The sequence below is a fragment of the Paenibacillus sp. NPDC101420 genome (assembly GCF_050277435.1).
Classification (GTDB): Bacteria; Bacillota; Bacilli; order Paenibacillales; family Paenibacillaceae; genus Paenibacillus_AQ.
Window position 1 is genome coordinate 116,059 of the sequence record NZ_JBNNSE010000004.1, and the last position, 24,222, is coordinate 140,280.

A 24,222-nucleotide genomic window follows, 5' to 3' on the forward strand; every position below is an offset into this window, starting at 1 on the left:
TGCCACTGGATTCCCTTTGGAATTTCAGTGGCACTAAGCAACAATTCGAGTAAATTCATCTGTTTCATCATTTTCCATACTGAGATAGGAGAAGACTCCATGGAAAAATCGATAAGAAAATATTTTGCTCTTTTTGCATTACCGACCATAATAGCCTTTGGGATCGCGTTTGTTGTACCTTTTCTGCTAGGTATATATTTATCCTTTACAGAGTTTACTACAGTCAATGATGCAACATGGATAGGGTTTGGCAATTACGCTAAAGCATTTTCAAATCAAGAATTTCTAAATGCACTAGGCTTTACTGTTAAGTTTACAGTTCTATCTGTTCTTACGATCAATGTATTCGCCTTCATACTGGCGATGTTGTTAACTAGAAAGCTAAAAGGGACTAACGTATTTAGAACTATTTTTTTCATGCCTAACTTGATAGGCGGTATCGTATTAGGGTACATCTGGCAGCTGATCTTTAATGGAATCCTGTATAAATTTGGAGTTACTTTGACCTCTGACGCAACTTATGGATTTTGGGGATTAATCATCCTTATGAATTGGCAATTGATAGGTTACATGATGATTATCTATGTTGCAGGTATTCAAAATGTGCCTAAGGATATAGTAGAAGCCGCAAGAATTGATGGAGCTTCACGTTCAAAGATTTTACGTAATGTGACGATTCCACTCGTAATGCCATCCATTACCATTTGTTTATTCTTAACGTTATCGAATTCATTCAAATTGTTTGACCAGAACTTAGCGTTGACTGCTGGTGCTCCTTCTAAGCAGACCTCGATGTTAGCACTGGATATCTACAATACCTTCTACGGAAAAACAGGATGGGAAGGTGTCGGTCAAGCGAAAGCCGTCGTATTCTTTGCACTGGTAGCCTTAATCGCCTTAGTACAACTTGTCATTACTAGAAGAAAGGAGGTTGAGAACTAATGCAACAGACTAAAGCAAAAGACTATTCCATATTCACTATTTTGTTGGTCTTGGCCATTGCGTTCTTATCTCCGATCTTTATTGTTCTGATGAACTCCTTTAAAGGGAAGTTCTACATCAGTGATACACCTTTCTTATTCCCTAATGGAACTACTTTTGTTGGTTTGAAGAACTATACTAGCGGTATAGCGAAGATTGATTTCTTCAGTGCTTTCGGAATGTCCTTGTTTATCACGGTGTGTTCGGTTGCTGTAATCGTGTTATTCACTTCCATGACCGCATGGTATATTACTCGGGTAAAATCAAAATTCACGAACTTGATGTATTACGCATTTGTGTTCTCGATGATCGTACCCTTCCAAATGGTAATGTTCACAATGACTAAGACAGCCAATGTACTGCATCTCGACAATCCGATTGGGATTATCTTGATCTATCTGGGATTTGGTTCAGGGCTATCGGTATTTATGTTTAGTGGATTTGTGAAGTCCATCCCACTGGAGGTTGAAGAGGCGGTTATGATTGACGGATGTAATCCACCGCAGGCGTTCTTTAAAGTGGTATTGCCCATCCTTAAGCCTATAGCTGTAACCGTAGCGATCCTTAATGTAATGTGGGTATGGAACGATTTCCTGTTGCCTGACCTATTGATCGGTACTGAATACAAAACCATTCCTATTGCGATACAGTACCTAAAAGGTGGATACGGATCGATTGATATGGGAGCTATGATGGCGATGCTAGTTCTAGCTATTGTACCCATCATCATTTTCTACCTCACCTGCCAAAAATATATTATCGAAGGTGTCGTTGCAGGAGCCGTTAAGGGTTAAATAGAATATGTATGTAGAAGCGAGTAGGGTGCTTTTCTTGTGGAGTCTTCTCTTCAAGAATCCCCTACTTTCTTATTTAACGTGTAAAGGAAAGGTAGAAATGGAGAGATTGACTATCATAGATATCGCCAAATTATGTGGGGTTGGCGTGACTACAGTATCTAGAGCTATAAATAATCATCCGGATATTAATGAAGAAACAAAAGCGATGGTTATGAAGGTCATCAAAGAAAACCATTATGTACCGAATAACAGTGCCAGAAATTTAAAACGTTCCGATTCGAAAACGATTGCAGTATTGATCAAAGGGATATCAAATCCATTTTTCAGCCCGATGATTAAAGTATTTGAAAAAGAGATCCAGCGAAAGAAGTACTCCTTTATCCTACAGCGAGTCGATGAGAATCAAGATGAGATCGAAGTGGCAATTGAGCTGGAGAAAGAAAAGCGCCTGAAGGGAATTGTGTTCCTGGGGGGATTATTCTCACACTCTCAAGAAAAATTACAGCAATTGACGGTTCCATTTGTCCTCAGCACGATTGGGATGACGGAAGAGTTTGATCTAAGTAACTATTCCTCCGTATCTGTAGATGACTTTAATGAGAGCTATAAAATTGTAGACTATTTATGTAATCTGGGACATGAGAAAATCGCAGTTATTACCGCGCCTGAAGATGATGTGAGTATCGGTAAATTAAGATATGAAGGATATAAAAAGGCTCTTTCTGATCATGGAATAGCTTATAATGAACGGCTAGTACGGCGGATGAAAGAGAATATTGACAGCTATAGTATGGAAAATGGATATGCGGTTACAAAAGAGTTGCTAGAGTCAGGGGAAGAGTTTACTGCTATTTTCACCTTGTCAGATAGTATGGCCATCGGTGCTTGTAAAGCCATATTTGAAGCAGGCAAGCGAGTTCCTGAAGATTACTCTGTGGCAGGTTATGACGGACTGGATATTTCCTTCTATTATAATCCTTCTATTACTACCATCAAACAGCCAGTAGTAGAAATTGCGGAAGCGTCGATTAAGATTTTGTTTGATCTCATTAATAAGAAGGTAAATCATGCGCATCAGATTTTCCCTGCAGAATTAATCGTTAGAGAATCTACGAGATCTATATTGTAGTCTCAAAAAATTTTATAGGTTTATGTTTATTTACGAATCGGGGTGGGGAGATAGAGCCGCAAGAGATTAAACTTAATGAATCAGCAACATCACACGGTCTCTCGCCGCATTCGGTGACCCTACTCGGATTCGGATTGTTATTAGGTAAAAAAGGCCGCTCCTATTTAATTCCGAAATTTCAAGTCTTTGCTCAGTGCACTTCGAAACATCCCCACACTTAACAATACCAAGGGTAGAAATAACCCGAAGGTTATAATGTAGTACACCCAATAATTATCAAACACCGCGTTGTAATAGGTGTAATTCGGAGCAATGAGAGGTGCTAGTGCGATTAGGATCATCCCAGTAGGCAGAGTTAGCACCCGAAACTCTTTTAAGTTTAATAATTGGGATAACCCTAGGACGAAAGCATAGAAGTATAATGTTACTTCTATAAACAAGGTTAACATCCACATTAGAGCTATCATGGCTTCAACCCGCTCAAAGATCCCACCAACCGATATGCGTCTTGCTATGTTATAACTGGGATATATATCTCTGGTCGTTAAATCCGGACCTAGTACTAATACGGAAACAGTGACTGTCAGGAAGATGATAATCCCACCTAGGAAACAGCCCTGTAATAAGGCTTTTGTTATTTTTTTTTGTTGATTTACATAAGGGAGGAACATTAGAAAGACAACGGGTTCTAAGAAGGTGTAAGCCGAAATGGAGATGGACCCTCTTAGCACTGGCTTTATTCCGTCCTCCAATATGGGCAGCATTCTGACTATTTCCATCTGAGGAATAATGGCGACCGTTAGGATTAGAAATAGGATTATAACCATGGGAGTAAAGATCTCACCCGTTCGTCCGATAACCTCAATACCGAGTCGTGTTGCCATAATGACAATCAGTATAAATAAGATTAGAATGGCCGGAATGGGGGTTCCGGGTAACATTTCCGAGGTCACGAAATCAGCGACTTCCCGCATACTTCCTACGGTAACAATGAGAAAATACATTAAGGTCAAAAGAGATATAATAGTCCCTATCCATTTTCCAAAAACCTTTTGAATCACTTGGATAAGCGTTAGGTTGGGGTATAACTTTGCGAATTTGCTGTACAAAAAAATGGCTAGTAAACCTACGATCATTCCAATTAAGGAGGAAATCCAGGCATTTTGTTTGGCGTAGTGTGTAGTGGAAGGGGGGATTACAAGAATGGAATCCCCAATGGTAAGAAGCATAACAAGAATGGTAAGTTGACGAATACTTATTTTACCCTTTTCGAGCATGGCTTTGTTCCCTCCAATTTATCACTTCGTCTCTTCCAAGAAAGAGTTAGTTACTTTCCCTAACTGGCGAATCTCTATGTTCATCTTTACGTTTACTGGTAAGTTAACAAAGGTTTGATCCCAATTATCCTTCAGTTTTTTCCACGCCTGTGGGTTAGAGCGATGGATGACCTCGCCAAATCCAAAAATATCGGATTTGTATTCTTGTTGTACTTTTTTAATCGTAGTCTGGAATAAATGCTCTACTTTCACGTTAGCGATTTGTTCTAATTCGGTGATGGTCTTTGGATTGGTGAGGTCTAGATTTCTACATTGAACTTCTCCTAAATCTGTTTCTATATGTTGCTCGATACTGATTTCTGGGTTGTTGCCATTCATGCTGCCTTTTACTTTTGATTCGGCCTTAAATATATCAAGAGATATCTTTTTATCTTTATCTCGGGGACAATTAATGAAGGAAATCGTACTCTTTACCTTATTCGTTAAATAGTTATACACTTTTGATTCCTCTTGGTTTAGCCAACCGATCAATTTGTCCTCTTTGAATACGGCCAATCCAGAGTATTTCAATTCTGTTGGAGAATCTACGGTTTCTACATTCTTCGGAGTTTCTCCTGCATCTACATTTCCATTGATGACAACCCCTGTTAAGACTGGATTCTTACCCCTACTTACAAGTTCTGTAATCAGTGTTCCTAATGTCACAGTAGATGTAGGTGCCCATTTTTTCTCCGATGTTTCCAGGCTGGAAAACAATCGCACAGCAGGAATCTTTTCGAGGCTAGTTAATATTTTCAAAGTATCTTCTGCCCGTGCATCCTTTGCCACCACAATAAAGTAATCATTTCGCGCTTCGGTATCTCTTGACATGAAATCAAGAACGTCATTGATTCCCTCTTTAGCCAGAGCCTCGCTAAGGACTAAGATCCGCAGATGAGAGATGTAAATTTTACGTGGACTAATGGTTGTGATCTTCCTAAGCGCTTCATATACAGTATTTCCTGTCTCTTTGTAAAGGTTAACGGGTGATTGAGGACTTCCCCCTTTTGAGCCAGCGATTTGACTGGGTAAAACCACTTGTGCAGAAACTTGATATTGATCTCCGATCTTATCGATGCCGATCCCTACGGCAATCGCGAGATCATTCATTTCCTGTCGACTCCAGCAACCAGTTAACCCAATTTGTATGAGAACAAGAAGACAAAGTAGAAGTGATCTTCGTTTCATGGTGTATTCCTCCGTTAGATCTCTCGGGTTTAGTCCCATTATTTTTAAGATAGCCAGGCATTTACCATGTCGGCTACAGGTTTATAGATGAACACCATCCAGGCTAACGGGTCTGAGATCGAGATATTCATGACGTAAATCAGACTAAAAAAAGTTCCCAGCAACAGAAGAAATAAAAAAACCCAAAATTCCTTGATTAAATTTTTCCTCAGCATAAGAGGCACTTCGAAGGCTATAATAACGGCTACAATGATGAGGATCACTACTATACCCAATGTTCACAACCTCCCAAACAATCTTTAGTTCCGAGATGTTAAGTCTTTGCTGAGTGCTCTACGAAAGATGCCCATACTTAATAACACAAACGGTACAAAAATACCGAAGGTTATAACATAGTACACCCAATAATTATCAAAAATAGCGTTATAATAAGTGAAATTCGGAGCAATGATTGGAGCGAGTGCCACTAAAATCATCCCTGTGGGTAAGGATAACACGCGATAATCTTTTAATTTTAATAATTGGGACAACCCCAGAACGAAAGCATAGAAGTACAAAGTTACTTTTATAAACAAAGTTAACATCCATTGTAGAGCTATCATGGCTTCAACCCGTTCGAAGAATCCGCCAACTGATATACGCCTTGCGATGTTATAACTGGGATAGATATCTCTAGTCGTCAGATCCGGACCTAACACCAGGATGGAGACGGTGAGCGTAATAAAAATTACAATACCGCCTAGAAGCGTACCCAGTAAGAAACTCTTTGTTATCATTTTTTGTTGATTTACATAAGGAAGTATCATGAGAAAGACAACTGTTTCTAAAAAGGTGTAAGTAGTGATGGAGATAGCCCCTCTTAGAACAGGCTTTATTCCGTCCTCCAATACGGGCAGTATTCTGACAATTTCCATCTGGGGAATAATAGCAATCGTCTGGATTAGGAATAAGACAATGAACATAGGAATGAAGAGCTCGCTAGCTCGCCCTATAACCTCAATACCGAGTCGTATTGCCATAATCATAATCAGTATAAACAAGATTAGAGTGGCCGGAATAGGGGTTCCAGGTAACATTTCCGAGGTCACAAAATCACCGATTTCTCGCATACTTCCAACGGAAACCATAAGAAAATAGATTAAAAATGTAAGGGATATAATAGTTCCTATCCATTTTCCAAAAGCCTTTTGAATCACTTGAATAAGCGTTAAATTGGGATATGACTTTGCGAACTTGCTGTACATATAGACTGCTAATAAACCTGCTACCATCCCAATTAAAGTGGAAATCCAGGCATTTTGTCTGGCGTATTCTGTAGTGGAAGAGGGAATTATAAGGATAGAATCGCCAATAGTAAGGAGCATGACAAGAATGGTTAGCTGACGGGCACTTATTTTTCCCTTTTCTAACATGGTTTCGTTCACTCCTAATGATTACTTCATTTCTTCCAAGAAAGAGTTAGTTACTTTCCTAAACAAGCGAATTTAACAAAGATTTTCGTTTCATAGTTTATTCCTCCGTCAGATCTCCCGGTTTTTCCGGCGGTGTACTCTTTTCCCGAACGAGATTTTTTTGATTAATTAGCTTAGGACGGGTAAACATAGCCCAACGAGGCATTCGGAAAAAGGTGTCCTTTTGATCAACAAGATTAAACGGAGCTAGCGGGCTCATATAAGGAACTCCAAAGGAGCGTAAACTGCACATGTGCAGAACAATCGCAATAATTCCGATAATGATCCCGAACAATCCGAAGGAAGCGGCTAGAAACATCATTGGGAAACGAAGCATTCTGACCGTCAAGGCGAGATCAAAGGCTGGTAGAACAAAGCTGGAGATTGCCGTGACAGCAACGACAATGAGCATGGCGGCAGAAACAATGCCAGCATCTACTGCAGCCGTTCCAATGACTAGCGTTCCCACTATAGAGACAGATTGGGCTATGGTTTGAGGCATACGCACGCTGGCTTCTCTTAGAATCTCAAAAGCAAGCTCCATTAAGAGGGCTTCAATAAACGCTGGAAGCGGTACGCCTTCCCGTTGAGCAGCTAAGCTAATGAGTAGGGTTGTAGGCAACATCTCTTGATGGAAAGTAGTAATAGCTACATATAAGGATGGGGCTAAAAGAGAAATGAATATACAGAAATAACGGAGCATCCGAACTAAGGTACCAACATCTGCACGTTGGTAGTAATCCTCAGCGGTCTGCATGAAGGAAACGAATGTAGTAGGAACCGTCATGACTATAGGCGTTCCATCTACTAAAATAGCTACTTTTCCTTCCATAAGCGCAGCTGCAATAACATCAGGTCGTTCGGTATGATGAATCGTTGGAAATGGAGTATAGGTTTCATCCTCAATTAATTCCTCGATATAACCACTCTCCAAGATGCCATCGATGTCGATTCGATCTAAACGTGTATGTACTTCTTGTACAACCCCATCATCTACAATTCCTTTGATATACATAATGGATACATCGGTTTGGGTCACACGTCCGATTTGTTGTGTTTCTAACCACAGATTAGGATCTTTTATTTTCCGCCGGATTAATGCAGTGTTGGTACGCAAGCTTTCTGTGAAGGCTTCCTTAGGTCCGCGGATCACCGTTTCTGTAGCACTTTCCGTGACACCACGGTCTTTCCAACCACGCATGCCAATCGTGAAACCCTTAGCGTATCCATCTAGTAAAAGGATCACATCTCCTGATAATAGGGAGTTTAGCAAAGAATGGAACTCCATCGCATCTTTGATATCACCTACGGTAAGCATGTGATTTTTTAATAAGGAATAGTTGTCACTATCAGGCTCTAAGCTCAAATCTGGAATTTCTAAGACAAGAGACTCCAGAATGAAATCCTGAATAGCTTTACTGTCAGCAAGTCCATCTGTATAGAAAATAGCGGCTTTCATTTGTTGCTTGGAGCCAATGAAGAAATCTCTGATCACAAGGTCTGTGCTATTGCCGAGCGCCTTTTTTATATGTTCAATATTATCTTGAAGGTTTTCTTTGAGAGGTTCTTTAGGTAATTCTCTAGTGGGGTTGGGGTGCCCTAATGTAGGGTTTTTGAATATTTTAGTGATTGTTCTGTTTAGAAATCCCATAGTTGTTATCCCTCTTCCGCAAGCTGCTGTGAAATTAGCTATTACCAAAATGCGGTGGGATTATTCTTTGAATAATCAACTGCAGGTTTGGGGATGAGCATGCAAAAAAAAGCCGTCGAGAGAATCTCGACAGCTAGGGCTAGAACTAGGTATTTAAGAGCTTTAGGACGTCCAGTCGTTATATAAATGTTTCTCAGTTAGGATGGACAACAACTGGATACCGACCTCATTATGGCCACCTTCAGGGATGATCAAATCGGCGTATTTTTTGGATGGCTCAATAAAAGCTTCGTGCATTGGTTTAACCGTGCTCAAATATTGGTGATGGATCGATTGAATGCTCCGACCACGTTCCTCGATATCTCGGAGTACCCGGCGGAGGATGCGTACATCAGGATCAGCATCAACAAAGACTTTGATATCAAGCATATCGCGGAGGTTCTCGTCGGATAGAACATGGAGTCCCTCGATGATTACAATATTGTTGGGTTTCAGTTCTACAGTCTCCGTAGTGGAGCGGGCATGAACTGTGAAGTCATACACCGGTGCATATGCGGCCCTATCTTCTCGCAGACATTTAAGATGCTCAATAAGCAGCTCGTTATCGAAAGCGAAAGGATGATCGTAATTGATGGATTCACGTTCAGCGAAGCTGAGGTGTGAATGATCTTTATAGTAGTTATCTTGAGATATGAAAGTTACCTTTCCCGTTCCAAGACGGTCAATGACGGAGCGGGCTACGGTTGTTTTTCCCGAGCCGGTGCCGCCGGCGATACCAATGATGAGCATGTGATTCAATAACCCTCCCTAAGATTGCCGTTGCAATTCCAATATTGTAGCACAGCGCTCATGTTTTTTCACCTTAGATCGGGTAAAATTAAGATGGGATTTTTTGAAATTCGTCTATATTAGGGACAAGGCAAACACGGAAGGGGCAATTCTACCAATGAACGGAAAAAAATCAGTGCAAGAGGCGTTTAATGAAACGACTTATCGAATCGTAGGACATGGAGATCGAGATGTTCAAGTCTTAAAGGAAGCCTTTGAAGCTGTGGAGAATAGTACACCATCTGATATTTATGGATCGGGAAAGGTGATTGAGGATTTCCAGTCGGAAATGGCGAAGCTTTTGGGAAAAGAAACAGCAGTCTTCTTTCCGAGTGGAACGATGGCACAGCAAATCGCTTTAAGAATATGGTGTGATGAAAAAGGACTCAAGAGCGTCGCCTATCACCCTTTATGTCATTTAGAGATCCATGAGCAGGATGGGTTGAAGGAATTGCATCAAATCGAGCCTGTCCTACTTGCGGATAAGAATCGACTAATTACCTTGGATGATGTATTACAAATGAAGGAAGATATTGCTTGTCTGCTGCTTGAATTGCCACAGCGTGAGATTGGCGGACAGTTACCAGAGTATCAGGAGCTTGAAGCGATTTCTGCACATTGCAGTGCTCGGGGAATTAAGCTGCATTTGGATGGCGCAAGATTGCTTGAGACGCTTCCCTATTATGGAAAGACAGCTGCTGAGATCTGCGCCCTCTTTGATAGTGTCTATATCTCACTGTATAAAGGAATCGGAGGAATTGCTGGCGCGATTCTTGCAGGCGGTGAGGAGTTTACGAAGCAATCGAAGATATGGAAACGGCGGCATGGTGGTGACCTAATCAGTCTGTATCCATACATTATTTCCTCTGATTATTACTACCAGCAAAGAGTAGATAAGATGCAGCAGTATTATGAAGGGGCTAAAGAGCTTGCTGCTTTAGTTAATCAATGTCATGCGGTGACTACGTTACCTGCTGAGCCTGTCTCCAACATGTTTCATATGCATTTTCAAATGTCTAGGGAGAGCATTGAACCGATCCTGTCTTCTGCATATGAGGCAACAGGAATCGGTTTAAGCGCAGCGATAAGACCAACGGGAGAACATAGTTCTTATTGTGAGATCAGTATTGGAGACAAGTACGCCGACATCCCTAAAGAAGAGGTAAAAGGATTCTTACTGCTGCTCGATAAGCTAATGCGTGAATCATCTTCCGAGCAGCGTCCGAAGTAATGAGATCCGTAATAATTGTTTTTTAATAAGCTTTGTACGGAATTCATTTCTTAATTGATTGTAGATCGGCGGGCAATGGTTAAGGGCCCAATGATACATGAATTTAAAGTCTGTGGCGTCTTTCGCAGAATTTAATAAATAGTATGAGATCGTATCATATGCATTATGGTTAAACCATTCCGTCATTTCCTGCTCGTGATAGCCATATTTCTGAACGGCCATATTCTTAATTAACAGCTTCTCCTCCAGATTCTCAATTAAGAATCGCTGACTCAAATTAAAAGTAATGTTGTCCCCGTGTAATCTGTACACACCGGCAAGGGTATCTATGAAGCCAGCATCACCGATGAGCAAGGAACGCAGATAAATAGAAGCATCGTTAACCATGTTCATATTCAGGATATCCATAGCCATTAAAGCCTCACGCTTAAAGACAGTTGTTAAGGTGGAGGAGGGCTTCGGATATCCTTTTTTCTCGAAATTCATGAAATAATCCTGCTTCTTAATAATCCTGCTTAGCTGTAGGCTACTGATCTTCAGTTGCTTGGCCTTTGAAAATTCAAGAAACACATTAGCAGCCACAAATGATATTTCGGGATGGTGATTGTGAAAGTCCACAGCCTTACTTAAATAATTCATATCAATCAGATAGTCATCATCATCGAGAAAAAGAACGTACTCCCCATCACCATGAGCAGCAAAAGCCTTACGGCGATTATTTCCCGGGCCGCTATTCTTTTCGTTCCGCATATATATTACCCGTGACTCGCTTCCGAAGCTTTGATGCATTAACTCTTCCGTGCCATCTGTAGAGCAATCATCAATAACTGTGATCTCTATATAAGGATAGTCTTGCTTTAAGATGCTTTGGATCGCTTGATATAGAAATGCCTTTCTATTGTAAGTAGTGATAATGACACTAACCTTGGGATAATCGGCAAAGGAAAGGAGTGCTGAGTGTGAAGTATCCGTATGGGAGGACTGATGTTTCATTGCAACGATCCCATGGATTAACCTGTCAATTTCTTCGTTCACAATACTGAATTGCTCTGACAGATAGAACCTTAATGCATCTTCTGAAGCTCTCCCTGTGAGATAAGCACGGATCACCTCAGATAAGATTTCTAGATAGGTTTTAACTTGCGGATTTTGTTCTTTAGCTATGATCAGGCGGCATCGTTGGAATATCTCTTGATCATCCAATTGAAGGGCAGATGAATGGTTGATTTCATCATTAAGGTCATTTAGAAAGACGTAACAGGCTTGCTGCAAAACCTCGCTATGATCCATTTGGGTCCTCCTAATGTGTTATTTGGATAAACTACTTACCTCAGGTCTAGCAATAACCTTATTTTTGAGCTTTGTTCGGTATATTTTGAGATGCCCCCACGTATACAGGAATACTTCCCGTTCCATCAAGGAGGCGATTACGAAATAAACAGGCAAGATCACAAGTCCTAGCAGTACACCCCACAACATAATTCCTGCATAGGAATGGATGGGGATATTGATAGCGCTAGAGATCAGAATAATGCCCACAAAAACCACTGCATTCGTTAGCCATCTTTTAAAGGTGACCCAAGGACTCCGATTCAGCAGATGTCTGCTAGCATAGACCACGATATCTATGGAACGGTACAAGAGAGCGGCTATCGTCCCCATCAATACACCGTAAATCCCCATAAAGATAACGAAGACAATAGATGCGACTAGATTGATAGCGGATTCTAGAATGGAACGGTTCTGTGTGTTCTTGAAATGTCCGGCGATCGTAATCACATTATTGGAGGAAGCTCTGGCATTGGTTAATAATTTGATGACTACGAACAGGATCGGCAGCCACATATCGATATAATTCACGTCATTTACCCCAGCAGTATACAGTTTCATAAAAGGTAGAATTAGAATGTAAGCTACCGTTAGAATCGAGAAAATGAGCCCCATAAAATACACTTCGTAAGCATCATAAAATTTAATAAAGGCTTCTTTACTCTCATGAAAGCTCTGGCCGAGAGCAGCCTTCACGCTTCCGTTTATGGTTTGGACGATGTTATCTACAATCGTAAAAATCATGTTGTACATGACATAAATGCTGACGATCTTTAAGTTCGTAAATATAGTCAGGATCAGCACGTCGGTATTTCTAAACACTAAGTAGGAGATCTCATGGACTAAAACAGAATTTTTTTGACCAATGGCTTCATAGTCTGGTTTAAGATTTAGGTTGATCCATTTGTAATGCTTATTGATATAAATATAGAAGACGACGATTTGAAGTATGGTCAATATGAAATAGGAAGCTTGCACAGCAATGATGTTAACGCCTTGAAGTAATAACAGAATCCGAATTACATTGTTCAGAATATTAGCTACGGTGACTATAGAAGTCTCTACATAGCTTTTTCCCTCTGCAGCGAGAAGCACTTTGAATTTCCCTTGGAAATAATAATTGATCGCTCCGCCCATTCCTGTGAGTAAAATAATGAGCATAATCGATAATCGATCGATGTCAGAAGTGATCACTAATGGATACACGGTGGCGATTAAAAGGACGGCGAAGAAATAATAAATGCCTGTTTTTTTATAATAGCTAGAGGTGGCGGCCAAAATAGAGTTGATGTGGTTCTTATCATCCGAAGCTACTGGCTTATATAGGGCTTGGATCGAAGCGGCGCCTACGCCGGCTTCCAGCAGTGCCAAATAACTAATAATTTGTACAATAGAAGCGATTAAACCATTGGCCTCTGAGCCATAGTTGACCATAATCAGCCGGGGGATAAAAAAACCGAGGATGATCGTAATGAGCTGACTCCCAAGTCCAAAAGATAAGTTAAGAATGCTCCGCTTGGCTCTCATAACGTATCCTCCTTTCGTAAAGCGATAAATACGTATCCAGATGCTCGAAATGCCTTTCGGCATGTTTGGCTTGCGGCGTGACATCCATATAGTGAGTAGTCATACTTTCAAAAACCTGCGCAGGCTGGAGCTGCTCCAGTGTAGTGAAATCGGTATATAGCCCTTTGAACTGGGCATCTTCCATTACATTGATCATTTTTTTGCTGTAAGCGACGGGAAACACTGGTTTACCCAATACCCAACCCAGGATCATCGCATGGAATCTTGAAGCTACGATAAAGCTGGAATGGGCTAGAACGGCCAAGACCTCTTCCATATTCGTTTTGTATAAATGCACTTGGATGGAATCCTCATAAGAGGGGCCCATAAGACTCCGGATTTCCTCAATCGCCAGCTGATCTCCTTCGTGTTCGCAAAATGACATAAAATGAACAGCGTAGCCTTTTTCAATGAAATAAATTGAGAGTTCTTTCATTTTTTCATAATAGAGGTTGTCAAAACCGTTCAGACCTTTAGCAGAAGGCTTAATGACGGATAAGACGATATAATCCTCTGGTTCGGTTTGAAGATCTGACGGGTTAAGCTGAAAAATAATATCGGGTGCTAAACGGACATTGTTCAGATCCTCAAATAAATCATAAGAGTACTTTTCTCTGAAGCAAATATCTGTATAGTCCGTGAAGATCCGCTTATGTCCCTCATAGTATTCATCGTCTGTGTAAGGACCAAAATTCGATCCTAATAAATAGTAGGGCTTATTCTTATTCCGAATAGCTTCTGCGTTCTTAAAATGCTCCTCCCAATGCTCTGCCTGCATAAAAATCGAGCCGCCGATATGAACAACACCATCCGAGCGATTTGCCATGAATTTTTGCGCCAGATTATGTATCTTTAACCTTCTGCAAATAAAGGCAATGCCTCTTAAGAAAATGGAATCGGAAGGAATCACTTTGAGATTCTTGATCTCTTTGAAGCATAGCTTGTATAGGTGTGGAGCGCAGATTCTGAACTCCGTATCCGGATATCTCTCACACAACACCTTTATGAATAAATCATCGCCCAAATTAAATTCGGTATAGGCATAGATCAGCATCTTTTTCATATTCTAGATTCCCTTCGCTTGAACCTGGATAAGCTTCTCTCCACAGTAATGAATCTGTGATATAGAAGCGGGGAGATTAAGAATGCTCGGATATAAAGGGCTAATCTTCGATCATTGCCCCTATAACGTCTTATGAGTTCATACATTTCTTGATTTAGTTCAGGATAGGTATGATCGATGTCGCGAAGTAACTCCTGAATGCTTACCCCTTCTGTCTCATTTAGACAGGTCTTTATGTTGAAAAAGTAATTCTCGATCAGCTCACGATTTCTTATATAAGGGGATATCGTATCCAACTGCTCAAAGGGATGTGCCTGAAAGTAGGCATCGACCCGTTTGAATACATCGACGACATCAAATTTTTTCACATTATAGCTGTTGGAAATTGACGTGTTTCTTTGTAAATAAAACGATAGAATATCCGGAAGCGTGACAACTCTGGTGGCTCTGGATAAGGCTTTGTAGATGAATTCCTGATCTTCTCCATTCACACAGCATTCCGTATATTGGAGATCATGAAGGAGTAACAATTCCCGTTTGTACGCAATGCTCCCTGTCCATATTCGTAAGCTTTTGTCCACAAAAATATGAGTCAGCGCTTCACTGCCTGTTATGTCGCTATAAGCGGATGTATAACTCAAAGTAGTGACTCCATCCTCTGAAACATGGTTATAACCCCAGCAGATAATCTCGGGGCCAGCGTCATGGATATAGGTATGAATGGTCCGCACTAAGTCTGCAGAAATATAATCATCTCCATCCAGAAACAACACATAATTCCCTGTGGCTTCTGCTAGGCCTCTATTTCTAGCCGAACTAACCCCCTGATTCTCTGTTCGAATGACTTTGCAGGAAAGGGTGGGGTGAAGTGCGAGAATATTTGCTATAACGTTGTAAGTGTTATCCGTAGATCCGTCATCCACGATAATAACCTCGAAATGCGGTTCACTTTGGGTAAGGAGTGAATTAAACATAGGGGTTATATAATGTTCTATATTGTATACTGGGACCACAATGCTTAGATTCATGTGCTGCTCCTTTCCTTGGTAGAACTGGATAAATAGCTATCTTAAGCTTACCCTCCGTCTCAAAAGATTGTATATACTACTTTAGTTTACTTATTGCTACCTCTATTTTGTTGTAACATTACGCGAATAATAATTATTACAGTATGTAAAATGAAAATAAAATGGATTGGTATAACATATATAAAAAGCCATAAAATCATAAACGCTCGAAGCGGAGGGACCTACGATGCAATTGCAAAAAATATTCGTGAACGGTGAGAGATTAAAGAATACGATTGAGGCATTTGCGAATTTTGGGCGTACAGATAAAAATGGCGTGACCCGGTTATCGCTGACGGAAGAGGATGTTAAGGTTCGGAATTATTTTTGCGCTTGCTGTGAAGAGCTGGGGATGTCTGTGAAGATGGACGACATGGGCACGATGTACGCTACGCTTGCGGGTGTAGCATCTGGGCCTCCTATTGTGATTGGTTCGCATATGGATACTGTGAAAAAAGGCGGCAGATTCGATGGTATCCTTGGGGTAATCGCTGGACTAGAGGTAGTCCGCACACTCGTGGATCACGGAATAAAGCCGAGGCTACCAGTGACCATTATGAATTTCACAAATGAAGAAGGGGCTCGCTTTGAGCCTTCGATGATGGCTTCTGGTGTGCTGGCCGGTAAGTTCGACAAGGCAGAAATGTTGAATAAAAAAGATCCGGAGGGCATTACCTTTGGCGAAGCGCTGGAGGAGAGCGGCTATAAGGGAGAAGCGAGCAATCGAATTACCGAAGCCGCTGCTTATTTGGAGCTTCACATCGAGCAAGGTCCCGTGCTAGAACAAGAAGAACTGTCGATTGGTCTGGTGGACTGTGTAGTTGGCATGGCCTGTTATGAGATTGAGGTGACGGGGGAATCGGATCATGCGGGCACTACGCCTATGGCAATGCGCAAGGATGCCTTGTTCGCTGCCACGGATTTGATCACGGAGCTTAGAAGCAAGCTTAGTGCGCTCGATTCTGAACTGGTGTATACCATGGGCAGAATGAATGTGTTTCCTAATATTCATACCGTCATTCCCAATAAAGTGATCTTCACCATTGAGGCTAGACATAAAGATATGGAGATTGTCCGTGAGGTGGAAGCTATTATTCATAGCTTGCCGGAGATGCTACTGGACTGCGGAGTAAGTAAGACCAAGCTTTGGGGTAGAGAGACTGTTTGGTTTGACCGGGGGATATGTGATTTAGTGGAGCAAGCGACACAAGTCTTAGGTTATTCTAATCGGAAGATTGCTAGTGGCGCAGGGCATGATGCTCAGTTTGTAGCTAGCTTTCTGCCATCTTCGATGGTGTTTGTACCTAGTGTGAAGGGAAAAAGCCATTGTGAAGAGGAGCTTACCTCTTATGAAGACTGTGAAAAAGGGGTAAATGTAATCTTAGAAACGGTGATGTTATTGTTGTCAAAGTAATACGCGTTATTAAACATAACATTCCAATATGGAAGTAGTGCTATAATTTCATACAAAATCGTCAAAAAGACACTTTAAGCAGTGTCTTTTTTTATGAGATAATGATTAGGGTTGTGTTGGGTACCAAATGACATAAAGTTACTGGGCGGTTTAAGTCGAATCCTTTGTGTAAAAACACAATGATGATAGATAATATTTTAATTTTTTACCAAATTGGGAATACTAAACGTATGTTATCATTCTTTACATAAGGGATCTACATTAGACGGGAGAGATGAATGATGATTATCGGAGTGCCTAAAGAAATTAAAAATAATGAGAATCGTGTAGCCATAACGCCTGCGGGTGTAGTTAGCCTTATTAAAGAAGGACATCAAGTGCTGGTGGAAGCTGGGGCTGGTGTGGGAAGTGGATTTCCGAATGAAGAGTATGCTTCTGCCGGAGCGAAGCTAATTCAGGACGCAGCTACGGTCTGGAGCTCTGCCGAAATGGTGATGAAAGTGAAAGAACCGCTGGAAAGCGAGTACCCTTATTTCCGTCCAGGCCTTATTTTGTTCACATATCTGCATCTTGCGCCTGAACCTTCTCTGGCCGCTGCGCTCAAAGACAAGGGTGTCTTTGCCATCGGGTATGAGACGGTTGTTCATGAACGTACCTTGCCGTTATTAACACCGATGAGTGAAGTAGCGGGCCGGATGTCTGTTCAGCTTGGCGCTCAGTTCTTGCAAAAAAACTATGGCGGACAAGGGATTCTTCTCTCCGGTGTTCCCGGGGTTAGTCGTGGCAAAGTTAGCATTATCGGCGGTGGAGTAGTAGGTACAAACGCTGCAAAAATGGCTATCGGTTTGGGTGCTGATGTTACAATTGTTGACCTCAGTGCTGAAAGATTGCGTCAATTAGATGATATTTTTGGGGCACAGATCAATACGCTGATCTCTAACCCTTATAATATTGCCAAAGTGGTAGCTGAGGCAGACCTGTTGGTAGGTGCGGTGTTGATTCCGGGTGCGAAAGCACCGAAGCTGGTTACAGAAGAAATGGTCAAGACCATGAAGCCGGGATCGGTGATTGTCGATGTGGCCATTGACCAAGGTGGTATCGTAGAGACGATCGACAGAGTGACAACACATGATAATCCTGTATTTATCAAGCACGGCGTGCTGCATTATTCTGTTGCTAATATGCCGGGCGCTGTGGCCAAAACTTCGACGATCGCTTTAACCAATGTCACCGTTCCATACGCCCTGCAGATTGCCAATAAAGGCGTGATTAAGGCGATTCAGGATAATGCCGGCCTAAGAAGCGGCGTAAATGTCGCCAACGGTAAAATCACCTGCCAAGCCGTGGCTGAAGCACTTGGCGAGAAACATTTTACGGTAGAACAAGCTATGGAGCAGACGTTCACGATGAGCTAAATAGAGCTAAATTGAGATGAATAGATGCGTTCCAAGTGAGTGGTGATATTTAGGGACAATAGACAGCGAATTCCCGCTATGGGAGTTTGCTGTTTGTTGTTTCTGGGAGTAATATTTTTGGCTCCTTTCGATGTGGGGGAGATCCAGCAGAAGTCTACTAGTTCGGTGTAAAAGGTTGTAGGACTGCGTTATGAAGATGGTTGGATCGGGTGGATGTGTGTTGGTGGGTGTTAAAAGTAGCTGAGTTGTATAGTGGTGTGCCTAGATACAGTGGATGTTACTAGCGCTGTGCTAAAGGTGGATAGACAACGTAGAAGTTGGTTGGAATTCGATCAAAACTAGCTAGTTTCAACTATGTGCAGCTTGATTTGGCTAGTTACTGCTTAATTTAGTTAGTATTTGTTTTTTTGTTACAGTGAGAGATTTGTTGAAGAAGATTTTTAGGGAAATCCTCCCTAAAAATTACGCGAAAATAGCTTGAAACGCTATAATTAGGGAATTTATCCCTAAAATTACGAAGAATATGCCCAATAATAACCTGATCGGTTGAATATTAGGGAGTTTTTCCCTGATTAGTAGTATACCAAGCCTGAAATACAGAATTTTAGGGAGGAATTCCCTGAAAACTATAAGGGGGCTCTCTCAAGTAGCGGTTTAAGTGTTGTCGCGCCACTCCGTCACCTCGCTTCCCGTAATCCGCAGCAACGTAACCTTGCAACTCCGTTCCACGCCACTCCATAACCTCGCCATTTCGCAACCAACGTAACCTGTACTCAGCAACTCCGCCCCCATGCAACTCTATAACCTCGTAACTCCTCCACCCGGCGACCTCAAGGTCCCGCCATCTCGCCCCATCCCATTATCTTATAGTCAGCTGGGAGCACGCATACTATAATAAAATCACTCTAGAGTACATGGTTCGGCTATTTTTTCAGGCAGGGGTGGGGCTAGTGACGGAAAAGGATCCATTGTTTGATCGTTTCTTCGATAGTATGGAATCGTTGGCGGATGCGATTAGTGAATCTCTTCAATCCCAAGTTACGATTGAGGACAGCAATCATCATGTGATCGGATACAGCTCCCATCAATTTGAGAGTGATTCCGCGAGAATTTCGACCATTATTGGAAAGCGCGTGCCTAACGCTGTCATTATTGGCTTGCGTAAGAAGGGGATTATGCAGCAGCTTGAGAGCGCTACACGTCCGATTCGGATTCCTGCGGTCATGGAGGTAGGTCTTGGCCCCCGACTCGCTATTTGCATCAAACATCAGAAGGAAATTCTCGGGTACATATGGGTAGTAGATGCAGGCAATCTAGTTGAAGGACACGCAGAGAATATTGTAGAGAAAGCGGCGGCCATCGTTGGTCGTTATATATTGAAGCAACGGGGTTGGAAGACGAAGCAGGAGAAAACGCAGGAGGATTTTTTCTGGAAGCTGCTCACCTCCCATTATGACAATGAAGCGAATATCAAGCAGGACGCGGAAGTTTGGTCGATTCTTTTGCCGGACAAATATTATATTAGCGTGTTTGAGAGTGACAAGGTCATCAATGACCACTTCGTACTTCGGTTTCGGCAAACTATGACCTCCTATCCGGGGCTGAAATTATTATTTCTGACTGCTGAGCACAATCGGTTAATTATATTGTTTTCATTCAGCTTTCGCATGGAAGGTACGGGTGGTCTGTATTCGTTCATGCACAAAATTATCGAGGATATGCGTAAGAGTGAGAGCTGTATGCTGGCTGCAGGCTGTAGCCTGGATTACACTGAATATATGTCGGCAGCCATTGCGTACTGGGAAGCGGGTTCCATTCTGGAAATCAAGAAGCTGCTGCCTTTTCATGGCCGAGAGTTACTATTGTATGAGGATATTGGATTTTGGGCGTATGTTCCGGCTATTATAGAGCAAAAACGTAGTCGGACCCGTAAAAGTCCTTTACTGTATCCGCTAAAAGAGCATGATCGCGAGCATAAAAGTGATTTTCTAAAAACGATTGCCGTTTATTTATCACTCAGTGGAAACTTGAAGGAATCCGCCGCTTTTTTACATATTCATACCAACACATTGCTGTACAGATTAAATCGCATAGCAGAGATTACGGGAAAAAGCTTAAAGGATACGGGATACCGCACTTCTTTATATTTGGATATTTTGACGGAAGAGACCAGGCAGCTCAATCAGTGGTTTGTTGAGTCAGGGGAATAAAATGAATTAAGCACCAACTGGGCAGCGAACACGTACAATAACCTATATTTAGAACCTATAATATTGGAGGGACTAAGCATGGTGAAGGAAGTTCGTTCACCCGATGCCCTTGACTTTGAACGGAAAATGAGAGACAGCATCGTGGAATCGGCGGAAGCTTTAAATAACAGTGGAGCGGATTTTGCAACATTTGATGAGTCGCGCTGCAACCCGCAGTTTTGGACGCGTACAGATATTGGAGGACTACAGCTGAACGCTGGTGTGGCGCCTTCGGTGGGGATTAAAGACATTTTTCAGAACGGACATTTATATGCCTTCGAATGCGCGACAGCGATGGTCATTGTTATGTACAGGGCGACAATTGAAGCTATAGGTGAAGAAGCCTTTAATAGGTATTTTAAGGATTTATTCTTATGGGATTGGAACTACGACGAGAATCTGCGCTTAGTTACGAACTATAATAAGGATCAGATGCTGCGGGGAGATATTGTGTATTTCAGGAATCCAGATCATGCGCCTAGCAAGCCAGAATGGCAGGGTGAAAATGCTGTTAAGCTTGAAGAAGACCTGTATTATGGCCACGGCATTGGGATAACCACTGCAGAAGTCATCATAGCCTCTCTTAATGAGGAAAGATCGCCCGGAAGCAATACCTCAGCTTTTCTTACGAATGAGTCGATACATCCTGATTTTAATTATTTACAGCGACTATCTACAGGTTCTGTCTTACCCATGGCGGAAAATAGAGGCTCTGAGTGCACTGTGTTTTCAAGAATAGGGACTAGAAGCTACATTTATAAGATTTAACAGCTAAGAGAGTGCTAAGAAGAGCTATCTTCCTGAAAAAAATTCCGGACCTCCGATAAGGTCCGGGATTTACTATGTCTAATAGCCTAAAGCTCAACAAAGTCGTTGCGGAATTTCTCGAAATCAGATTTTCTACATTCTAGCGCAAGCCGTGTGCCTGTTTCTTCATAGCTAGTGGATTGAACATGGGCATGCTCGTTGAAATAGGAGACCACATTGCCGCGATCAAATGGAATCAGAATTTCACACTGTACATAATCCGTAAACACATGGCTGCGAATTAGATCTGTAAGTTCAGCTATTCCGCTATTTTGTTTGGCAGAGAGATAGACATTGTCACCCTCAAGGTGAGGGTAAGGCAAGTCAGTTAGGTCAGCTTTGTTGTAGGCATAAGCCGTTGGAATTTGGTCTGCGCCGAGCGCTTTCAAAGTCTCATCAGTGACGGCCATATGCTGCTGATGCTGCGGATCGGAAATATCGACTACGTGAATCAATAAGTCAGCTTCGGTCACCTCTTCGAGCGTGGAGCGGAAGGCTTTGACCAGGTGATGGGGAAGCTGGCTGACGAATCCGACGGTATCTGTTAATAAAAAGGTTTTGTGATCCGGTAGCTCAATGCTCCGAACGGATGTCTCCAGCGTAGCAAATAACATATCCTTGGCGAACACCTGCTTATTAGAGCCGGGATGATACGTCTCCACGATCACATTCATTAAGCTGGACTTGCCGGTATTCGTATAGCCGACGAGACAGACGACCGGAACCTCATTCTTATGCCGCTGCTTCCGCTGAATTTGGCGTCTGGCTACTTGCTGTTGAAGCTCAACTTGTAACGCTGAAATACGTTCTTCTATTCTTCTGCGATCCAGCTCCAGCTTCGTTTCACCAGCGCCTCTGTTCTTAAGCCCAGCACCACCGCCTTGTCTTCCGAGGGATTCTCTGAGACCTGTCAGGCGGGGCAGCATATACTGCAGCTTGGCTACTTCTACTTGCAGCTGTGCTTCTTTGGTCTTCGCTCTTTCTGCGAAAATATTCAAGATCAGAATCGTTCGATCAATGACCTGACGGCCTAGAGAAGACTCCAAATTGCGAATCTGTGAAGGAGACAGCTCATCATTAAAAATAACAATAGGAGCATCATGCGCTTCTAAGAGCGCAGATAATTCTTGGATTTTGCCTGTGCCGATATAGTGGGAAGGGTTGATCCGGCTTGCCTTCTGACTAAGTTCTCCGACAACTTCTAGGTCACAGGCAGCTGCCAGATTAGTGAGTTCTTCCATCGAATAATCGAAGTTTGTTTCGTTTTGTAGCTGAACACCGACTATAATAGCTTTTTCTCGTAGTTGTTCCATATATTTATTCATCCTCCAATAGTAAATAGTAAACGCAAAAAAACACAGGACATCTGCCTGTGCTTACGGTTCGTTAGAGGACGTCAGAACAAATGTGTAAGGAGAAATCTCCGTTACGACATTAGGGTCTTCCATAGGTATATCGAAGCAAACAACGGCTCGGTCATAGGGGAATGATAAATTAATCCCTTACGAGTAGCAGTTGGTTTAAATTATAAGAAAGTATAAGTTTCACGATATACTTTATCCTTATAATTCTCACATAAACGCTACCGTCCTTATAAGGACGCCGAAGGCGTTTTAGTTTGTTGGCTTCTATGGAGTTAAATGGGTAGACCAATCCTGAGTCCTCTGCACATGGGCAGAGCTTTAGCGCTATTCAATTAGCCGCGCAAAGTTCTAACTCGGATAAAGTCTATCACACGTAACCCTCCGTTCATAAAAAGTTAAGTCGAGTTTACCACATCCTTTATTTGGTGGCAAATCTGTATTTTATGCTCGGTGAAGCACTTCTCTATTTTAGTATCATCCAAGAATTCTAAAAAATGATTGCATACCATATATATATAATTTGATATGAATAGGAGGTGTGAAGACATTGCCTGTCCTCTCTACAAACACCATCATAAATTTACCTGTCGACGGTACTCGTCCAATAGATCAAGTTGTGATCAAAGTGGTTAACAATGGATCAGCTGGCGCGGCTTGTTATTTAACGGGTTTAGCCAATAGTGCAAGTCCTCAGACAGTCTTTATTGAAGAATTATTTGAGCTGCAATATCGGGAAACGTCAAGCAAGACCTACACTATTGTAGAGGATTTATTCCAATTTAATTTTGTGTATTCACAGGAACAATTGAAGATTCAGGTTTTTCTTGTGGATGTGAACGGTGTCTGGACAGCTGTTAATCTGGAAGTGTTTCAAGTAAGCCGTATAACCTCGGAAATCCGTGATAACGTATCGGTTACATCGACTGACTTCGCGGCGATTAGCTTTATGAGGAGTTCTACCTTTACTATTCCACAAGGTCTTGCGGCTGAGATTAGACCGGCGGCTTTAGATATTCTATCCAAAAGACCTGTGCGATATATGGTCGTCGCAGGTGGCACTCTGGATGGGACATTCGAAAATTTCCCAACGCCAACTACGGATATTCCTGTCACGGACACGGCATTGCTGGTGAATTACACCTGCACTACGGTCACGGGTGGAAAGGTGATTATGCAAGGTACAGGATCGGGAATCTCCGGTGCTTATGCGAATTTGGCTGTTAATTTGCTTAACGAGCGACTCTCTTACGAGCTTCAGAATGAGCCGGTTACTTTGGTGGTTAACTCACTTTCAGGTGATGATGATCTCGCAGTCACCTTTAAGATGTCCGAGCAATGGTGAGCGTTCTTTAATCCAGTACTGAAGATAAATTCTA

Annotated in this window: 21 protein-coding genes; 9 read left to right on the forward strand and 12 right to left on the reverse strand. The window is 42.0% G+C overall.

All coding sequences use genetic code 11. The features are described 5' to 3' along the window. Nucleotides 1-99 precede the first annotated feature (99 nt). The 3 genes from ACQKMP_RS18460 to ACQKMP_RS18470 all read left to right on the forward strand — a co-directional run bounded on the left by ACQKMP_RS18460 (nt 100) and on the right by ACQKMP_RS18470 (nt 2,907). A complete protein-coding gene (locus ACQKMP_RS18460; protein ID WP_060626540.1) occupies nt 100-942 on the forward strand; it encodes a carbohydrate ABC transporter permease in 843 nt (280 codons plus the stop codon). Continuing rightward, entirely contained in the window at nt 942-1,775 is an 834-nt protein-coding gene (locus tag ACQKMP_RS18465) for a carbohydrate ABC transporter permease (RefSeq protein WP_379424862.1), read from the forward strand. Before ACQKMP_RS18460 ends, ACQKMP_RS18465 begins: the two co-directional genes overlap by 1 nt. Nucleotides 1,776-1,875: 100 nt before the next feature. After that, nucleotides 1,876-2,907 (forward strand): LacI family DNA-binding transcriptional regulator, encoded by a 1,032-nt coding sequence (locus tag ACQKMP_RS18470; protein ID WP_042184130.1) that lies wholly within the window; start codon nt 1,876-1,878, stop codon nt 2,905-2,907. A gap of 164 nt (nt 2,908-3,071) precedes the next feature. Here ACQKMP_RS18470 and ACQKMP_RS18475 read toward each other — a convergent pair whose 3' ends face one another. From ACQKMP_RS18475 to udk, 6 genes are all read right to left on the reverse strand, one after another. Next, a complete protein-coding gene (locus ACQKMP_RS18475) occupies nt 3,072-4,184 on the reverse strand; it encodes a GerAB/ArcD/ProY family transporter (protein WP_076286656.1) in 1,113 nt (370 codons plus the stop codon). 21 nt (nt 4,185-4,205) lie between these two features. Next, a complete protein-coding gene (locus ACQKMP_RS18480; RefSeq protein WP_339244334.1) occupies nt 4,206-5,411 on the reverse strand; it encodes a Ger(x)C family spore germination protein in 1,206 nt (401 codons plus the stop codon). 44 nt (nt 5,412-5,455) lie between these two features. Continuing rightward, a complete protein-coding gene (locus ACQKMP_RS18485) occupies nt 5,456-5,686 on the reverse strand; it encodes a hypothetical protein (RefSeq protein ID WP_339244335.1) in 231 nt (76 codons plus the stop codon). 24 nt (nt 5,687-5,710) lie between these two features. Beyond that, entirely contained in the window at nt 5,711-6,823 is a 1,113-nt protein-coding gene (locus ACQKMP_RS18490) for a GerAB/ArcD/ProY family transporter (protein ID WP_076286653.1), read from the reverse strand. A gap of 97 nt (nt 6,824-6,920) precedes the next feature. After that, a complete protein-coding gene (locus ACQKMP_RS18495; protein ID WP_427470366.1) occupies nt 6,921-8,513 on the reverse strand; it encodes a spore germination protein in 1,593 nt (530 codons plus the stop codon). Between the two features lie 162 nt (nt 8,514-8,675). Continuing rightward, the gene (udk, locus tag ACQKMP_RS18500; protein WP_042123429.1) at nt 8,676-9,302 is read right to left on the reverse strand and encodes a uridine kinase; all 627 of its coding nucleotides are present in this window, start codon (nt 9,300-9,302) and stop codon (nt 8,676-8,678) included. A 157-nt stretch (nt 9,303-9,459) separates the two neighbouring features. Here udk and ACQKMP_RS18505 point away from each other — a divergent pair, with 157 nt between their 5' ends. After that, complete coding sequence (locus ACQKMP_RS18505; RefSeq protein WP_427470368.1) at nt 9,460-10,572, forward strand: threonine aldolase family protein; 1,113 nt, start codon at nt 9,460-9,462, stop codon at nt 10,570-10,572. Here the strand turns inward: ACQKMP_RS18505 and ACQKMP_RS18510 are convergent. From ACQKMP_RS18510 to ACQKMP_RS18525, 4 genes are read right to left on the reverse strand one after another with little or no spacing between them, the layout of a single operon-like run. Beyond that, nucleotides 10,546-11,862 (reverse strand): glycosyltransferase family A protein, encoded by a 1,317-nt coding sequence (locus ACQKMP_RS18510; RefSeq protein WP_427470370.1) that lies wholly within the window; start codon nt 11,860-11,862, stop codon nt 10,546-10,548. The genes ACQKMP_RS18505 and ACQKMP_RS18510 overlap by 27 nt on opposite strands. Before the next feature lie 18 nt (nt 11,863-11,880). Then, a complete protein-coding gene (locus ACQKMP_RS18515) occupies nt 11,881-13,428 on the reverse strand; it encodes a sugar isomerase (RefSeq protein WP_042184142.1) in 1,548 nt (515 codons plus the stop codon). Then, nucleotides 13,403-14,530, reverse strand: coding sequence for a polysaccharide pyruvyl transferase family protein (locus ACQKMP_RS18520; RefSeq protein WP_427470373.1), 1,128 nt, complete (start codon nt 14,528-14,530; stop codon nt 13,403-13,405). The genes ACQKMP_RS18515 and ACQKMP_RS18520 overlap by 26 nt, the downstream gene beginning before the upstream one ends. Further along, nucleotides 14,527-15,558 carry a glycosyltransferase family 2 protein gene (locus ACQKMP_RS18525; RefSeq protein WP_427470375.1) on the reverse strand — a complete coding sequence of 344 codons (1,032 nt, stop codon included), beginning with the start codon at nt 15,556-15,558 and terminating at the stop codon, nt 14,527-14,529. Before ACQKMP_RS18525 ends, ACQKMP_RS18520 begins: the two co-directional genes overlap by 4 nt. Before the next feature lie 226 nt (nt 15,559-15,784). Here ACQKMP_RS18525 and ACQKMP_RS18530 point away from each other — a divergent pair, with 226 nt between their 5' ends. Beyond that, a complete protein-coding gene (locus ACQKMP_RS18530) occupies nt 15,785-17,011 on the forward strand; it encodes a Zn-dependent hydrolase (protein ID WP_427470377.1) in 1,227 nt (408 codons plus the stop codon). Nucleotides 17,012-17,292: 281 nt separating this feature from the next. After that, the gene (gene ald, locus ACQKMP_RS18535) at nt 17,293-18,426 is read left to right on the forward strand and encodes an alanine dehydrogenase (protein ID WP_042184149.1); all 1,134 of its coding nucleotides are present in this window, start codon (nt 17,293-17,295) and stop codon (nt 18,424-18,426) included. A 654-nt stretch (nt 18,427-19,080) separates the two neighbouring features. On the opposite strand, the gene ACQKMP_RS18540 is transcribed toward ald, so the two are convergent. Further along, nucleotides 19,081-19,218: a hypothetical protein gene (locus ACQKMP_RS18540; protein WP_379424871.1), complete on the reverse strand. Its 138-nt coding sequence runs from the start codon at nt 19,216-19,218 to the stop codon at nt 19,081-19,083. 158 nt (nt 19,219-19,376) lie between these two features. Between ACQKMP_RS18540 and ACQKMP_RS18545 the strand changes: the two genes are divergently transcribed. Both ACQKMP_RS18545 and ACQKMP_RS18550 read left to right on the forward strand, forming a co-directional pair. Continuing rightward, nucleotides 19,377-20,636, forward strand: coding sequence for a PucR family transcriptional regulator (locus ACQKMP_RS18545; protein ID WP_339244343.1), 1,260 nt, complete (start codon nt 19,377-19,379; stop codon nt 20,634-20,636). A 78-nt stretch (nt 20,637-20,714) separates the two neighbouring features. Then, the gene (locus ACQKMP_RS18550; protein WP_076286645.1) at nt 20,715-21,443 is read left to right on the forward strand and encodes a protein-glutamine gamma-glutamyltransferase; all 729 of its coding nucleotides are present in this window, start codon (nt 20,715-20,717) and stop codon (nt 21,441-21,443) included. 86 nt (nt 21,444-21,529) lie between these two features. Here ACQKMP_RS18550 and hflX read toward each other — a convergent pair whose 3' ends face one another. After that, nucleotides 21,530-22,795: a GTPase HflX gene (hflX, locus tag ACQKMP_RS18555; protein ID WP_427470380.1), complete on the reverse strand. Its 1,266-nt coding sequence runs from the start codon at nt 22,793-22,795 to the stop codon at nt 21,530-21,532. A gap of 589 nt (nt 22,796-23,384) precedes the next feature. Here hflX and ACQKMP_RS18560 point away from each other — a divergent pair. Next, nucleotides 23,385-24,188 (forward strand): hypothetical protein, encoded by an 804-nt coding sequence (locus tag ACQKMP_RS18560; protein ID WP_427470382.1) that lies wholly within the window; start codon nt 23,385-23,387, stop codon nt 24,186-24,188. The last annotated feature ends 34 nt before the right edge of the window (nt 24,189-24,222 follow it).